This window comes from Rahnella sp. AA, from assembly GCF_002834385.1.
Lineage (GTDB): Bacteria > Pseudomonadota > Gammaproteobacteria > Enterobacterales > Enterobacteriaceae > Rahnella.
This window is the reverse complement of record NZ_PITQ01000001.1, coordinates 182,857-197,640: the sequence shown is the minus strand read 5'-3', so window position 1 is coordinate 197,640 and position 14,784 is coordinate 182,857. Positions and strand designations below refer to the sequence as shown.

The following is a 14,784-nucleotide window of genomic DNA, read 5'->3' as shown; positions in this document are numbered from 1 at the left end:
GCTCAATAATGAAATTTACCCTCGCAACATGCACTTTGATTCCTGCATTACTGTTCACTTCTGCCAGCTTTGCTGCGGCTCAGCCAGAAAGCTGTGCAACCAAACAACAGGAAATACAGAAACAAATCGATGAAGCCCGGTTGCATAAAAACCAGAACCGCATTGAGGGGCTTGAGAAAGCCTTGCGTGAAAACAAAGCGCATTGTACGGATGCCGGGCTGAAAGCTGAAAACCAAAAACGTATTGATGAACAACGCAAAAAAGTCAGTGAACGTGAGCAGGAGCTGAAAGAGGCTCAGGCGAAAGGCGACCATGACAAGATCATCAAAAAACAGCAAAAACTGGAAGAAGCACAGTCAGAACTGAAACACGCAGAAGGCAGGTAATTTCTTTCTCTCAGAAGAAAAATTGCAGCCCGCTTTAACGGATTTTTCAGCGATCTTGCTTTTTGAAACAGATAATTCGCATTTGCGATCACCTGAATATCCGCTATGTTAAAAGTTCGAATCAGTTAACGTATGGAGTGACTTACACATGGCTAGTAATACATCAGAACAACTGCGCGCTGAACTCAAGTCATTGGCAGACACCCTGGAAGAAGTTCTCCAGACCTCTACCGATAAGCCGAAAGCTGAACTCGATAAACTGCGTGGTAAAGCAGAATCCTTGCTCAAAGATACCCGCGCTCGTTTGAGCGATACGGGCGATAAAATCGCTTATCAGACCAAAGAAATTGCCGGTAAGGCTGACGATTACGTACATGAAAAACCCTGGACTGGCGTCGGTATTGGTGCCGCAGTCGGCGTTGTCATTGGCGTTCTTTTAGCTCGTCGCTAATTATGCCTGAACCGATAAAACCTTCACCACAAGGACCGGGTAAAGGGCTTTTTGACATCGTTTCACGTATTGCCACCGTGGTTGTAGGCATGGTTGAAACGCGTGTCAGGCTGGCCGTTATTGAGCTGGAAGAGGAAAAGGCCAATATTTTCCAATTACTGCTCATGGCGGGTATTACCCTGATTTTCACCGCTTTTGGCCTGATGAGTTTGCTGGTTCTTCTCTTCTGGGCGATTGATCCGGCGTACCGGCTGGTGGCCATCGGCACCGCAACCGGCGTTCTGTTGCTTCTCGCCGTAATTCTGGGCGCGATGACGCTGGCAAAGGCTAAACGTTCAACGCTTTTGAGCCTCACCCGCAAACAGCTGGATGTTGACCGGGCGTTGCTGGAAAAGGATGAAGAGCGATGAGTATCCCGGACCGCGCTATCGAAAAAGTCAGGCTTCTGCGCCAGATTGATCGCCAGCGAGCAGAGCTGTCTGCTGCGGGCTCTGACTGGCTGGATGCCACCGCGAAAATTGACCGCGGCTGGGTAAAGATTGTCGATATGCGGAAATATCTGGTCGTGGGCTCCAGCCTGATTGCCGTTTACGGCATCCGCCATCCCAGCAGCATTGTGCGCTGGTCACGGCGGGCGTTTGGCATCTGGGGAACCGTGCGGCTGCTGCGCAAGACTTTCGCCAGTAAGTAAGCTCTGTGGTCTTCGTATAAAAGGGTCGGATGAATATTCATCTGACCCTTTTCTTTTTGAATAACAATCCTTCCTCCATTCAATTTATTTGAATCATTCCAACAGTTTTACTTGCTAACAAACCGTAATCGTTCGACTTATTATCTCATCATCAACTGAGGCGGTAACGGCGAGAAACATTTTCTGACCGGGCCGGTAACACTTTAAGCTCAATTTGGGCACACTACGTTTTGGAGAAGAAAATGACTAAGTTACAAGACACAGCTTTACTGGTAGCCCGTATCCTTATGCCAATCCTGTTCATCGTTGCTGGCTGGGGAAAAATCAACGGCTACACCGCGACTGCGGGTTATATGACTTCCATGGGCGTTCCAAGCTTCTTCCTGCCACTGACTATCTTGTTAGAATTTGGCGGCGGTTTGGCTATCCTGTTTGGCTTCTTTACCCGTACCACAGCGCTGATCACGGCAATCTTCACTATCCTGACTGCCCTGATCTTCCACACTGATTTTGCGCAGGGCGTGAACCAAATGATGTTCATGAAAAACCTGTCCATCGCCGGTGGTTTCTTCGTCCTGTTTGCTTCAGGTCCTGGCGCATTCAGCATTGACCGCCTGATCAAGAAAAACTGGTAATTACGGCTCCGGCACCAGGGAGCTGTATCCAAGCTATAATTAAATAAGACAATAAAAAGCACCTGCAGGGCGATGTGATTAATCACCTCGCCCTTTTTAATTCTGAAAGATCACTGACAGTAAGGAAAATATCATGGGACAACTGGTCGAAGGTAAATGGCAGGACACCTGGTATGACACCAAATCTACCGGCGGTCATTTCAAACGTTCTGTCGCGCAGTTCCGTAACTGGATCACACCCGATGGCGCACCGGGCGAGCACGGCGTGGGGGGGTTTACCGCTGAGCGCGACCGCTACCATCTTTATGTTTCACTGGCCTGTCCGTGGGCACACCGGACACTGCTGATGCGCGCCCTGAAAGGGCTCGAAGACATTATCCCTGTCTCTGTGGTTCACCCACTGATGCTGGAACACGGCTGGACGTTTGGCACCGATTTCCCCGCCGCCACCGGTGATGATTTGTATCATCTGAATTACGCGTATGAAATCTATCTGCGTGCGCAAAATGATTACACCGGCCGCGTGACCGTGCCTATCCTGTGGGACAAAAAACAGCAGACGATTGTCAGCAACGAATCTTCAGACATCATCCGTATGTTCAACAGTGCTTTTGATGCCATCGGTGCGAAAGCAGGTGATTATTACCCGCAAAACCTGCGCACTGAGATCGACGCGATTAATGAGTGGGTCTATCCGCAGATTAATAACGGCGTCTATAAAGCCGGTTTTGCAACCTCTCAGGACGCATACGACGAAGCGGTAAATGGCGTGTTTGATGCGCTGGAACGCGCTGAGGAATTACTGGGTAAGCACCGTTATCTGACCGGCAACAAACTCACCGAAGCCGATCTTCGTCTGTGGACCACGCTGGTTCGCTTTGATCCGGTCTACGTCACGCATTTCAAATGCGACCGTCACCGCATCAGCGATTATCCGAATCTGTACGGTTTTCTGCGCGATATCTACCAGCTGCAGGGCATTCGTGAAACCGTGGATTTTGCGCATATCCGCAATCACTATTACCGCAGCCACGCCACGATTAACCCTTACGGAATTATCTCTACCGGTCCGGCGCAGGATTTAGAATCACCGCACGGCCGCGATATCCGTTTCAGCTAATCACACTGGCATTCTTCCCCCTTTTTTAAAGGGGGAAGAATGCCAGTCACGTTTATTCACTTCGCTTCGCGCGTTGCCAGCAACCGTGGAATTTCACGCAGGAACCAGGCTTTCGCCTCACCCATGCTGTCGCGACGCCACGCCATAATGATGTCGATTTCACGGTTATATTCCGCACTGACCACCCGCAAACGCCCTTCGGCAATATCTTGCTCAACCATCGGATAAGGCATCGTCGCAACGCCTAATCCGGCCAGCAGCGCTTTACGTTTTTCTTCGATGGTACTGACCGTCAGACGTTGTTGCTTATCGAGCAGTTGCACGGTGAGCACCGGGCGTTCACGCGCCGTATCCGCCACCGCAATCCCGCGATATTTAACGCGGCTGACTTCAGACAGCGGCTCGGCTTCCAGATGAATCGGATGATCCGGCGCAGCCACGTAAACGCTGACCTGCTTATAAAGTTTGCGGCTGTTAATTTCTGTCGAGGAACGGAAATGCATATCGGGCGCGATAACAATATCCGCACGCCCCTGCTCAAGGCGCTCCCACGCCCCCGCCAGCACTTCGGTAATCAGTGAAACCTGCGTGTTGGCTTTCAGCGCCAGTTTCTCAATCAGCGGGAATAATTGCGCCGCCGGGGATAAGGCTTCGCAAACGATCGTGATGTGCGTTTCCCAGCCACGCGCCAGCGCTTCGGCATCGACGGTCAGTTTGTCGGCGGCTTCGAGCAGCACGCGGCCACGCTCAAGCAACATCCGGCCCACATTGGTGAATTTTGTCCGATGACCTGAACGGTCAAATAACACCACGTCCAGCTCTTCTTCCAGCTTTTGCATGGTGTAGCTCAACGCAGACGGTACGCGGCCCAGCTCATCAGCGGCGGCGGCAAAACTTCCTCTGCGGTCAATCGCATCCATGACCCGTAATGCTTCCAGTGTGAGTGCGCGATCCTTAGCCATTCTTTTCTCTGTCAGGAAATTTGAATATAGCGACCAGATTAACTGGCTAACAATCACACGTCCAGACGCTTACCATTTATACATCTAAATTTTTAAGAGAGGCGACCGCCATGATCACCAGCAGAACGGCAAAAGAGTGCGGCACCGCTGACTTTGGTTGGCTGCAGGCACGTTACACTTTCTCCTTTGGACATTACTTTGATCCGAAGCTGATGGGCTATGCGTCGCTGCGCGTCCTGAATCAGGAAGTGCTGGCGCCGGGTGCGAGTTTCCAGCCACGGACTTATCCGCGCGTTGATGTTCTGAATCTGGTTTTACAGGGCTCGGCGGAATACCGCGACAGCGAAGGTAACAGCGTGCGGGTCGAAGCCGGTGAAGCGGCGCTGCTATCGACACAAGCCAATGTCAGTTACAGCGAGCTCAACACCAGTAGTAGCCAGCCACTGACGCGGATGCAATTATGGCTGGATGCCTGCCCGGAACATGAGAATCCGCTAACCCAGAAAATGACGCTGCCGGATGCGAAACATTTCCTGCTGGCGTCGCCGGATGGTGAAAACGGCAGCCTGCAATTGCGGCAAAATGTCTGGATACATCATCTGGATTTAAAACCGGGCGAACAGATTTCCATGCCGATCCGTGGCCCGCGGGCGTATCTGCAATCGATTCACGGCCAGGTTGATGCGCTGGGCGCGGTCAGCCACGAATCACAAAAACTGGCCTGCGGCGACGGTGCGTTTATCCATCAGGAAAACAGCCTGACCGTTTCTGCCAGCACGCCGCTTCGCGCATTGCTGATCGACATGCCGGTTTAACCTTCGCAGGTAACGGATTTGCGGATTTTACAAATCGCAGAAAGACGAAAGCCCGCGCAGATAACTCTGCACGGGCTTTCTTTTGACGAGGGAGTTGACCGTTAAGCCGGGTTCTGTCGTGGACAGTCATTCGTCTAGGCCAGCAATCGCTCACTGGCTCAAGCAGCCTACCCGGGTTCAGTACGGGCCGTACCATGTGAACCCCTATTTGGCCTTGCTCCGGGTGGAGTTTACCTTGCCACGAACTGTTGCCAGCCGCGCGGTGCGCTCTTACCGCACCCTTTCACCCTTACCTGATCCCACTTGCGTGGGCCATCGGCGGTTTGCTCTCTGTTGCACTTGTCGTAAGCTCGCGCTTCCCAGGCGTTACCTGGCACCCTGCCCTATGGAGCCCGGACTTTCCTCCCCTCCACCTGTCTCCCCCGAAAGGGACGGCAGTGAAGCGGCGACTGTCTGGTCAACTCCGCGGCGGATAATAGGGTATTACGCCCTATTTGTCACCCTCTTGCTCATCAAGCGCGTATTTATACAACGCATTCTTCTTCACCCCGTGGATTTCTGCGGCCAGCGCGGCGGCCTTTTTCAACGGTAACTCTTTTTGCAGCAGCGCCAGCGTGCGCAGGGCTTCAGCAGGCAACGCTTCCACATCGACTTTATGGCCTTCCACAATCAGCACCATTTCGCCGCGGCGGCGGGTTTCCACTTCCTGCACCCACGCCAGCAGTTCGCCGACTGGCGCACCGTGAATGTTTTCCCAGGTTTTGGTCAGTTCGCGCGCCAGAACCACATAACGCTGCGGCCCCCAGACGTCGACCATATCCTGCAAACTGTCGATCAGACGATGGGTGGATTCATAGAAAATCAGCGTGCGCGGCTCTTCGATTAATGCCAGCAATGTGTCTTTGCGGGATTTGGTTTTGGCTGGCAGAAACCCTTCGTAACAGAAACGATCTGACGGTAAACCGGCTGCGCACAGCGCCGTTATTGCCGCGCAAGCGCCCGGTAAAGGAACGACACGGATCCCCGCTTCACGACAACGACGTACAAGGTGATAACCGGGGTCATTAATCAATGGTGTACCGGCATCAGAAACCAGCGCAATAGTCTGGCCTTCCTGCAATTTCGCCAGTAAATGCTCGGCTTTCTGCTGTTCGTTGTGGTCATGTAGCGGATACATTTTCGCGTTAATCGCGAAATGTTGCAGCAGCAATCCTGTATGCCGGGTGTCTTCCGCGGCAATCAAATCTACACTGTTCAGAACGGTCAGCGCGCGTTGGGTAATGTCCCCTAAATTGCCAATTGGCGTCGGTACGATATACAGCGTTGAGGCAGAAATATCTGCTTGATCGTCTTGATTCATTGTTTCATCCGGATTGCCGATTTAATATTGAGCATCTTGAAAAAACATCACTGGAAACTGAATGCCTTCCTCAATGACCTTTCGTACCCGTTCGGGACGTTTACTCCCTGCCATCATCGTGGCTATGCTTCTCGCCAGCTGTTCCGGTCAGGCACCACAGGCACCGACTGAAAGTGTCCAGGGCGCAGCAGCTGGCAGTTCTGACTATTATCTGCAGCAGGCACAGCAAAGCGGTGATGATAACAAGGCTGACTGGCAATTGCTTGCAGTGCGTGCCCTGATACGCGAAGGCAAAGTGCCTGAAGCGGCAGCGCAGCTGGCTCAGGTACCTCAGAACCTGACTGCGGCACAAACCGTAGAACAACAACTGACCAGCGCTGAAGTCCAGATTGCACAGAAGAATTATCCGGCAGCGGCCAGCCTCCTGGGCCAGTTGGATCCTTCCAATCTGACCAACGATCAAAAGGCCCGCTACTATCAGGCTCAAATCGATGCCAGCCAGGGGCGTACCAGCCTGGGTTTAATCCGTGCATACATTGCGCAAGAGCCACTCCTCCAGGGCCAGCTTCATCAGACCAACATCGATGAAACCTGGGCCGCACTGACGCAAATGTCCGCGCAGGATGTTAACAGCATCGTGATTAACGCGGATGAAAATACCCTGCAAGGCTGGCTGGATTTACTGAGTGTCTGGCAAAGCAACAAGCAGGATCCTGATCTATTGAAAGCTGGTATCAAAGACTGGCAGCGTCGTTATCCGGTGAACCCGGCTGCGGTGACGTTGCCCACGCAGCTCAACAACGTGCTGACTTTCCAACCGGCATCTACCGGTAAAATCGCACTGTTCCTGCCAATGAGCGGGCCAGCGCAGGTTTACGGTAATGCCATCCAGCAAGGTTTTAACGCCGCAATGAATGGTCAGGTGAGCCAGCCCGCCCCACAAACGGCACCTGCGGATCCTAACGCGCAGCCCCCGGCAGACCCGAATGCGGCGCTCAGCCCTTCAGCGCCGACGGATGGCGCAGCACAGCCACAAACCGATCCGTCTCAGGCGCAGCCAGCGGCCACACCGACCACTGCGCCGGTAGCCAGCAGTAATGCGCAGGTAAAAGTGTACGACACAAATGGTCAGCCTCTGGCGGCGTTACTGACGCAGGCACAGCAGGATGGCGCGACGCTGGTGGTCGGCCCGCTGCTGAAAGATCAGGTAAATGAGCTGGGTAACACCCAGACGCCTCTGAATGTTTTAGCGCTCAATCAGCCAGAAACTGAGAAAAATAGTCCGAATATCTGTTACTTTGCGCTCTCGCCGGAAGATGAGGCACAAGATGCGGCCCGCCATATGTGGGCAGAACAGAAACGTTCGCCATTGTTGCTGGTACCCCGCGGCGCCTTTGGTGACCGTATTGCGCAGGCATTTGCCAATGAATGGCAGAAACTGGGCGGACAGACGGTTCTGAAACAAGGGCTGGGCTCTGCCGGTGAATTACGTTCATCTATCGGCAGCGGCATCCGCCTGACCGGTACGCCGGTCACCGCAAGCGATGCAGCCACACCGGCGCAGGCACAGGGCGTGACTATTGGCGGGATTACCATTCCGGCTCCGCCTACAGATGCGCAAATTACACAAGGCAGCACAGGTGGCGCGGTGGATTCCGTTTATGTCGTGGCGACTCAGGGCGAACTGACGCTGATTAAACCAATGCTGGATCTGGCGGTTAATGGTCGTTCTCATCCGTCTGTCTATGCAAGCTCACGCAGCTATCAGGCGGGAGCCGGCCCGGATTATCGTCTGGAGATGGAAGGCGTGGAATTTAGCGACATTCCTTTACTGGCGGGTTCTAACCCTGCACTGATGCAGCAGGCCGCAGCGAAATTCGGCAACGATTACTCGCTGGTTCGCCTGTATGCGATGGGGATTGATGCCTGGAGTCTGGCAAATCACTTCTCACAAATGCGGACTCTTCCTGGCTTCCAGGTCTCTGGCAGCACCGGGGATTTAAGCGCCAACAGCAACTGCGTTATCCATCGCAAACTGCCGTGGCTGCAATACCGCCAGGGCTCGCTGGTTCCGGTTTCTTCGTGAAAAACAGCGATAACCGGCGCTGAGAAAACGGAATTCTCTGCACTAACAAGTACAAGGACGTACTGATGATAAATTTTTTGTCAAAAACGCGGTCGTGCGGGGCACAATACGAGGCTTACGCGCGACGCTATCTTGAAAGAGCCGGGTTAACCTTTGTGGCGGCCAATGTGGCCTGCCGCGCAGGTGAAATTGACCTGATCATGCGTGACCAGCAAACCTGGGTGTTTGTTGAGGTTCGCTACCGGCGCAATGCAAACTTTGGTGGCGCGGCGGCCAGCGTCACGCGTCAAAAACAGCAGCGCCTGTTACGCGCGGCATCTTTTTGGCTTGCAGGCCACAACGCAAGCTTTGACACATCACCTTGCCGTTTTGATGTTTTAGCCATCACCGGCAGCCAGTTAGAATGGCTGCCCGATGCATTCAATGCGGAATAAATATTACGACGACTGACTGGACGAAAAACCGTGCTGGATAGAATCAAAGTCTGCTTTACCGAAAGTATCCAAACCCAGATTGCAGCGGCCGAAGCCTTGCCTGACGCGATTTCCCGTGCAGCGATGACACTGGTGCAATCACTGCTCAACGGCAACAAAATCCTGTGCTGTGGTAACGGCACCTCTGCGGCAAATGCGCAGCATTTTTCCGCCAGTCTGATTAATCGTTTTGAAACTGAACGTCCCAGCCTTCCTGCAATCTCACTATGTGCAGACAATATTGTGTTGACGGCAATTGCTAATGACCGTCTGCACGAAGAAATCTATGCAAAACAGGTGCGCGCCTTAGGTCAGGCGGGTGATGTTTTGCTGGCGATTTCTACCCGCGGCAACAGCCGTGATATTGTCAAAGCCGTTGAAGCAGCGGTCACCCGTGATATGACGATTGTCGCATTAACAGGTTATGACGGCGGCGAACTGGCGGGTTTGCTGGGCCCTCACGATGTTGAGATCCGTATTCCCTCTCATCGCAGCGCCCGCATTCAGGAAATGCATATGCTCACAGTAAACTGCCTCTGTGACCTGATAGATAACACGCTGTTCCCACACCAGGACGATTAAGGAGATCAAATGAAGGCGAGCCCTCTCTTTGCTGTATTGTTAAGCGCCCTTCTGTTACAAGGCTGCGTCGCCGCAGCAGTAGTTGGTGCGGCAGGTGTCGCAACGAAAACCACCACTGACCCGCGAACGGTAGGCACTCAGGTTGATGACAGCACGCTGGAAGCGCGTGTTTCCAACGCGGTAAGTAAAGATAAGCAATTGAAAGACGAGGCCCGAATTGTCGCCACCGCGTATCAGGGCAAAGTCCTGTTAACCGGTCAGGCACCGTCCGCGGATATGGCTTCCCGTGCAAAACAAATTGCGATGGGCGTTGAAGGCGCAACGGAAGTGTATAACGAGATCCGCACCGGCAAACCGGTCAGCATGGGCACCGCCTCTGTCGATACGTGGATCACAACGAAAGTTCGCTCTCAGTTGCTGACCAGCGATTCGGTTAAATCTTCCAACGTTAAAGTCACGACCGAGAATGGCGAAGTGTTCCTGCTCGGCCTGGTCACGCAGGAAGAAGGGAAATCAGCGGCGGGTATTGCTGCGGGCGTAAGTGGCGTTAAACACGTCACAACGGCGTTTACTTACGTTAAATAATCCCATCGTTAAAACATAAAGGACAGCTCATGCTGTCCTTTTTTACGCCCGAAAATGGGCACAATTCAATGCAGCTTATGTTCTTGCAGGAAAGATTCTCCACCGAGTTGGCTCATTTGCCTCAGGATCCATTGCTGGCGGCGTAGCACGTATGCCGACGGCGCGTTGACCTTAAACAGATGCGGATTCGGCAATACAGCAGCCAGCAATGCGGCCTGCGAAGCCGTCAGGCGGCTGGCAGGTTTATGGAAGAAATGTTGAGCGGCTTGCTCGACACCAAACACACCGTCGCCAAACTCAACAATATTCAGATAAACTGTCAGGATACGGCGTTTTGTCCAGACCGTTTCAATCCCCACGGTCAGCCCCGCTTCCAGCCCTTTTCTCACCCAACTACGACCGTCCCAGAGGAATAAATTCTTGGCCGTTTGTTGCGACAAAGTCGATGCACCGCGCATTTTCCCTCCCTCTTTATCGAGTACGGACTGTATGGCTTCCATATCAAAGCCCCAATGTTCAGGGAATTTTTGATCTTCCGACGCCATAACGGCCAGAGCCATTGGCGCTGAAATTTCATCCATAGGCACCCAGTCGGAATGCGCAACATAACCAAAGTCCCCCGTAAGCCAGGCTGAAACCTGACGTTCGATCATCACGGCAGAGAAGGGTACGGGTAAAAATGAAAAAAGAATGATGCCCGCTACCCATAAGCAGAGTAACAGTATCAAAGCGCGTTTCAGCCATAAAAATGGCTTACGCAATAGGCCCTTTCCAGCAAATTTATTCATTCAACGCTTTCCACAACACATCTGACCATCTAATCAATCTCAATAATAAGTCCGTCATTCAGGCTAGCGATAGAATCAGTAATATTGCTAACAATTAAACGATTGTGATAAAACATTTGCTTACATGTAGTATTTAAAATGTCATTTTGATCATTATCATCAATGAGTTCCATCATTTTACTCAAATTTTCAAACATTGAGGCCGGGTGGCATTTTCAACAGAAAAGTATTTTTTTTGTAACTGATACGATAAAAAATAGATTAACAAATCTTATGAATACGTTTTCTCAAAGTGAATAAATTCTCATCGATTATTCCACAACTGACGCACACCCTAAGTCAAATCAGGAACCCGAAAACAGCAAAAAACACGCAATGTTAATGCTCTTTTGGAAGATAAAAAGTGCTTTCCTCTAAGTGAAATTTTTTCACTTAAAATAAATATCTGCATGCAGTTGGACTTTGAGTACTCCGCATGAAGGAAATGCAACAAAAACAATAAATAACATAAAGTTGAATGTAAATTTCAATTTTAAACAACCGGTTCCATAGCCAGAAAAACCGAAAAATCACAGGTAAAACCCCCTGCGATTGGGCAGTTCCATAAACAAAATTGCATGTCGCCAAAACAACATCAACATGCATCATTTGTATGATGTCAAAAATCCTGCGATAAAGGCTTGATGTTTTGTATAGACAAAGACTAATCTACATCACAGTTTTTAATGAATGTTGTAACAGTTCTGCTTATATTTGTTATGTTGATTGCTACAGGATGTATTAGACTTTAAGACTGAATTCCAAGACCTGCGAAAACCGAACCCTAAAAACTATCGTGGGTTACCTCTTTCCCTGGTGTTGGCGCTGTATTCGCGCACCCCGGCCTCGGCTGGGGTTATTTTTTTTCAGCGTTTGCCGTCCAGTCACGCAACACCTGTATATCATTGCGCCATTCAGCTTTCAGCTCATCAACCCATTCCTGAACGTTATCCCACCATGCCGGTAGTGTTGGCGTCTGAATTTGTTGCGCCAGTTGTTGCAAGTGCTTCAGGCCAACAGACCCTGCCGCACCCTTAATTTTGTGCCCTTCTTCGGCAATACCTTTTTGATCACGCGCCGTCATGTTGGAATCGAGAACCGCAAGATAACCCGGCATCATCTTTTCAAACATATCCGCGCTCTGGTAAATCAGTTTCGCCCCAACCAGTTCGATGTACTGGTCAAGCATGGCGGTATCAAGCAACGATTCGCTGTTTTTCATTACGGCAGGTTCCTTTTCTACTACGGAGGAAACTTCAGGCTGGTGATCCCAGAACTGCTGGATCATGGCGGTCAGCGCAGTAACGGACAGCGGCTTGCTCAGCACATCGTCCATTCCGGCGTCGAGATACTCTTTTTTATCTTTCAGAACGTTGGCAGTCAGCGCAATCAGCGGCGGCAGATGTTTGCCCGCATAGTCGTTACGCAGTTTGCGGGCGATATCCAGCCCGGTCATATCCGGCAACTGGATGTCCAGCAACACCAGATCAAATTCGTCAGGATCAAACATCTCCAGGGCATCATGGCCGTTCATGGCCACTTCCACGCTGTTCCCGAGTTTCTCCAGCACCGAACGCGCCACAATCACGTTCAGCTCAATATCTTCTACCAGCAGCACATGCAGCGCGGGCAGCGGCATATCCTCGTCGTCATCCACTTCCGCGACCGGCGCGTCCAGCGTTGGCGCACGGACGGTCAGCGTGAAGCAGGACCCCTTGCCCGGCTCGCTGCTGACAGTAATATCGCCGCCCATGGTTTGTGCCAGGCGTTTTGAAACAGCCAGCCCGATGCCGGTTCCCGTTGCAGGTTTACCGCCGTTCTGATCTTTCACCTGATAATACATAGCAAAGATTTTATCCTGCTCATCTTGTGGAATGCCCATCCCGGAGTCGCGGACGACAAAACGCAGCATGTCGTTGGCTTCGTAATGAACGCTCAGCACAATTTCACCTTCACGGGTGAATTTGACGGCGTTACCAATCAGGTTCCACAGGATCTGGCGTAAACGTGTGCCGTCCGTCGTAATACTGCGCGGCAACGGCAAATCCGGTTCCATAATGAATTTCAGCCCTTTCGGCTGGGCCAGCAGGCCAGAGAGATTTTCGAGGTCAGAGAGGAATTCGGTAAAATCGACCGGTTGATTATCGAGCTGCACTTTGCGGCGCTCAATTTTGTCCATTTCGATAATGTCGTTGAAGATATTCCCGAGCGTGATCGCACTGACGTGAATGGTTTTCAGGTAGCTGTGCTGTTCTTTGTCGAGTTCGGTATCCAGCAGAATGCGGCTCAGCCCGACAATGCCGTTAAGCGGCGTACGCAGCTCATGGCTGATCGTTGAGATAAAGGTTGTCTTCTCACGGCTGGCATTCTCTAACGCGTCCTGATAGCGCTTACGCTCAGTTATATCGCGCCCAAAGCCCATCAGGCCATGTCGCTTACCAATACGGTCATAAAAAGGCACTTTGCGCAGCTCGAAGCACGCCTTACGCCCGTCCGGGTACACCAGCCATTGTTCGTACGTCAGGGAAACATTGTGACGAAAAACTTTCTCATCGGTTTCCACCACTTTTTCGGCAATGTCCGGTGTATAAACATCATCGGGCGTCAAACCGATCAGCTGTTTTTCACTTTTGCCGGTCAGCAATTCCATCGCACGGTTGCAGCCCGAGAATTCTTTATCTTCGTTTCGGTAGTAAACCAGGTCAGGGGAAGCATCAAGGAAAGAGCGTAATAATGCAGATTGCTGGCTCAGCTCGATTTGTGCCTGTTCGCGGTGCTGCATTTCGAGTTTGAGCTTATCGACCACGGCAAGACGGGCTTCTTCCGCTTTCACACGGTCAGCAATTTCCTGATTCAGTTGCGTAATGTTGTCTTTCAGTTGCTGATTCAGTTCGAGGTCACGGTGGCGCATTTCTTCGAGCTTATCCACCAGACGCGCTAAACGCTGGCGTGATTCCTCAAGTTGCTCCACGACCACCGACAGGAAATACACGGCCCAGGGCGTAATCAGCAAACCAAAGAAAATGGAGCGAACAACGTCGATACTTTCAACCTGCCCGCGCAGGAGCATGGTGACTGCCATCTGGACAATCATGGCCAGTACAACCAGTGCGGACGCCAGCAACAGTGAGAATCTCACCAGCCCCAGCTTGACCATCAGATCGACATAATACTGCGCTAAAACCCGGATTTGCTTCATAACGGTTCCCTTAAAACGAAGTCGACTGAATCATACCGCAAAATATTCCCGGCGTGAGAACAGGGGAGGAATTGAGCACAAAGTTTGTGAGATGCACCTTGTAAGGGCTTGTCATGGTGCAATGCAGGAAATAAGGGCAGAGTTATTGACTATTCTGTAGGGTGATATTATTAATATCGGCCGGCTTTATTGAGCTGATAACGCGGCCAACTGCCGTTCGCCCAACATCTTTATCCTTTTATCATCCGAATTACTTTCCCCTCGGCGCATTTCGCGCAGGCATAACTATTCATTATTACTGCAAATAAAGTCATTCATGGCAGTATGAATAATTCTTATTACAAATACCGGACTAACACATTATTACTGTCAGGTTAAAAACAGTGACAAACCGCATAGGGTCAGCATTTTCCAGTATAAAATACTGGTAATTACGAGTCTGCCAGCACGGTGCGGAGATCTTAAGCTTTTCCTATAGTGAGTCAGCTCACACTTTATGCGCGTATCCACATCGAAAATATGCCAATGAAAATGCCATAATTAGTATATTTTTCATATAATTAAATGCCTTTATATCACTTTTAATATAACTTAAATCGCCATTTGACCTGT

At 51.2% G+C, this 14,784-nt stretch carries 15 protein-coding genes and 1 other RNA gene; 11 read left to right on the top strand and 5 right to left on the bottom strand.

What is annotated here, in order from left to right:
- The first annotated feature begins 8 nt into the window (after positions 1-8).
- The 6 genes from CWS43_RS00930 to CWS43_RS00905 all read left to right on the top strand — a co-directional run bounded on the left by CWS43_RS00930 (position 9) and on the right by CWS43_RS00905 (position 3,283).
- Positions 9-386, top strand: coding sequence for a DUF1090 domain-containing protein (locus CWS43_RS00930; protein WP_101074996.1), 378 nt, complete (start codon positions 9-11; stop codon positions 384-386).
- Positions 387-534: 148 nt separating this feature from the next.
- Positions 535-837, top strand: coding sequence for a YqjD family protein (locus tag CWS43_RS00925; protein ID WP_101074995.1), 303 nt, complete (start codon positions 535-537; stop codon positions 835-837).
- A gap of 2 nt (positions 838-839) precedes the next feature.
- Positions 840-1,247, top strand: a complete 408-nt coding sequence (locus CWS43_RS00920; RefSeq protein WP_101074994.1) for a phage holin family protein — start codon at positions 840-842, stop codon at positions 1,245-1,247.
- Positions 1,244-1,528, top strand: coding sequence for a YqjK-like family protein (locus tag CWS43_RS00915; RefSeq protein WP_101074993.1), 285 nt, complete (start codon positions 1,244-1,246; stop codon positions 1,526-1,528). The genes CWS43_RS00920 and CWS43_RS00915 overlap by 4 nt, the downstream gene beginning before the upstream one ends.
- A 242-nt stretch (positions 1,529-1,770) precedes the next feature.
- On the top strand, positions 1,771-2,163 hold the full coding sequence (locus tag CWS43_RS00910) for a DoxX family protein (RefSeq protein WP_101074992.1): 393 nt from the start codon (positions 1,771-1,773) through the stop codon (positions 2,161-2,163).
- Between the two features lie 133 nt (positions 2,164-2,296).
- Positions 2,297-3,283 carry a glutathione S-transferase family protein gene (locus tag CWS43_RS00905; protein WP_101074991.1) on the top strand — a complete coding sequence of 329 codons (987 nt, stop codon included), beginning with the start codon at positions 2,297-2,299 and terminating at the stop codon, positions 3,281-3,283.
- Between the two features lie 56 nt (positions 3,284-3,339).
- Here CWS43_RS00905 and CWS43_RS00900 read toward each other — a convergent pair whose 3' ends face one another.
- Positions 3,340-4,245 (bottom strand): LysR family transcriptional regulator, encoded by a 906-nt coding sequence (locus CWS43_RS00900; RefSeq protein WP_101074990.1) that lies wholly within the window; start codon positions 4,243-4,245, stop codon positions 3,340-3,342.
- Positions 4,246-4,355: 110 nt separating this feature from the next.
- Between CWS43_RS00900 and CWS43_RS00895 the strand changes: the two genes are divergently transcribed.
- On the top strand, positions 4,356-5,060 hold the full coding sequence (locus CWS43_RS00895; RefSeq protein ID WP_101074989.1) for a pirin family protein: 705 nt from the start codon (positions 4,356-4,358) through the stop codon (positions 5,058-5,060).
- Between the two features lie 86 nt (positions 5,061-5,146).
- On the opposite strand, the gene rnpB is transcribed toward CWS43_RS00895, so the two are convergent.
- Both rnpB and rsmI read right to left on the bottom strand, forming a co-directional pair.
- Positions 5,147-5,525, bottom strand: an RNA gene (gene rnpB, locus CWS43_RS00890) — RNase P RNA component class A.
- Positions 5,526-5,550: 25 nt separating this feature from the next.
- Positions 5,551-6,420 carry a 16S rRNA (cytidine(1402)-2'-O)-methyltransferase gene (gene rsmI, locus CWS43_RS00885; RefSeq protein ID WP_101074988.1) on the bottom strand — a complete coding sequence of 290 codons (870 nt, stop codon included), beginning with the start codon at positions 6,418-6,420 and terminating at the stop codon, positions 5,551-5,553.
- 61 nt (positions 6,421-6,481) lie between these two features.
- On the opposite strand from rsmI, the gene CWS43_RS00880 reads away from it, so the two are divergent.
- The 4 genes from CWS43_RS00880 to dolP all read left to right on the top strand — a co-directional run bounded on the left by CWS43_RS00880 (position 6,482) and on the right by dolP (position 10,146).
- Complete coding sequence (locus CWS43_RS00880; protein WP_101074987.1) at positions 6,482-8,506, top strand: penicillin-binding protein activator; 2,025 nt, start codon at positions 6,482-6,484, stop codon at positions 8,504-8,506.
- A gap of 65 nt (positions 8,507-8,571) precedes the next feature.
- Positions 8,572-8,940, top strand: coding sequence for a YraN family protein (locus CWS43_RS00875; RefSeq protein WP_101074986.1), 369 nt, complete (start codon positions 8,572-8,574; stop codon positions 8,938-8,940).
- A 30-nt stretch (positions 8,941-8,970) separates the two neighbouring features.
- On the top strand, positions 8,971-9,561 hold the full coding sequence (diaA, locus tag CWS43_RS00870) for a DnaA initiator-associating protein DiaA (protein WP_013577230.1): 591 nt from the start codon (positions 8,971-8,973) through the stop codon (positions 9,559-9,561).
- 9 nt (positions 9,562-9,570) lie between these two features.
- Positions 9,571-10,146, top strand: coding sequence for a division/outer membrane stress-associated lipid-binding lipoprotein (dolP, locus tag CWS43_RS00865; RefSeq protein WP_101074985.1), 576 nt, complete (start codon positions 9,571-9,573; stop codon positions 10,144-10,146).
- 65 nt (positions 10,147-10,211) lie between these two features.
- Here dolP and mtgA read toward each other — a convergent pair whose 3' ends face one another.
- Together mtgA and arcB are read right to left on the bottom strand one after the other, a co-directional pair.
- Positions 10,212-10,934, bottom strand: a complete 723-nt coding sequence (mtgA, locus tag CWS43_RS00860; protein WP_101074984.1) for a monofunctional biosynthetic peptidoglycan transglycosylase — start codon at positions 10,932-10,934, stop codon at positions 10,212-10,214.
- Between the two features lie 895 nt (positions 10,935-11,829).
- Positions 11,830-14,172: an aerobic respiration two-component sensor histidine kinase ArcB gene (arcB, locus tag CWS43_RS00855; protein WP_101074983.1), complete on the bottom strand. Its 2,343-nt coding sequence runs from the start codon at positions 14,170-14,172 to the stop codon at positions 11,830-11,832.
- Between the last annotated feature and the right edge of the window lie 612 nt (positions 14,173-14,784).

Excerpts from the sequence above, each read along its gene's own strand:
- CWS43_RS00930 (WP_101074996.1), top strand. The coding sequence starts at position 9 with ATGAAATTTACCCTCGCAACATGCACTTTGATTCCTGCATTACTGTTC.
- CWS43_RS00925 (WP_101074995.1), top strand. The coding sequence starts at position 535 with ATGGCTAGTAATACATCAGAACAACTGCGCGCTGAACTCAAGTCATTG.
- CWS43_RS00920 (WP_101074994.1), top strand. The coding sequence starts at position 840 with ATGCCTGAACCGATAAAACCTTCACCACAAGGACCGGGTAAAGGGCTT.
- CWS43_RS00915 (WP_101074993.1), top strand. The coding sequence starts at position 1,244 with ATGAGTATCCCGGACCGCGCTATCGAAAAAGTCAGGCTTCTGCGCCAG.
- CWS43_RS00910 (WP_101074992.1), top strand. The coding sequence starts at position 1,771 with ATGACTAAGTTACAAGACACAGCTTTACTGGTAGCCCGTATCCTTATG.
- CWS43_RS00905 (WP_101074991.1), top strand. The coding sequence starts at position 2,297 with ATGGGACAACTGGTCGAAGGTAAATGGCAGGACACCTGGTATGACACC.
- CWS43_RS00900 (WP_101074990.1), bottom strand. The coding sequence starts at position 4,245 with ATGGCTAAGGATCGCGCACTCACACTGGAAGCATTACGGGTCATGGAT.
- CWS43_RS00895 (WP_101074989.1), top strand. The coding sequence starts at position 4,356 with ATGATCACCAGCAGAACGGCAAAAGAGTGCGGCACCGCTGACTTTGGT.
- rsmI (WP_101074988.1), bottom strand. The coding sequence starts at position 6,420 with ATGAATCAAGACGATCAAGCAGATATTTCTGCCTCAACGCTGTATATC.
- CWS43_RS00880 (WP_101074987.1), top strand. The coding sequence starts at position 6,482 with ATGCCTTCCTCAATGACCTTTCGTACCCGTTCGGGACGTTTACTCCCT.
- CWS43_RS00875 (WP_101074986.1), top strand. The coding sequence starts at position 8,572 with ATGATAAATTTTTTGTCAAAAACGCGGTCGTGCGGGGCACAATACGAG.
- dolP (WP_101074985.1), top strand. The coding sequence starts at position 9,571 with ATGAAGGCGAGCCCTCTCTTTGCTGTATTGTTAAGCGCCCTTCTGTTA.
- mtgA (WP_101074984.1), bottom strand. The coding sequence starts at position 10,934 with ATGAATAAATTTGCTGGAAAGGGCCTATTGCGTAAGCCATTTTTATGG.
- arcB (WP_101074983.1), bottom strand. The coding sequence starts at position 14,172 with ATGAAGCAAATCCGGGTTTTAGCGCAGTATTATGTCGATCTGATGGTC.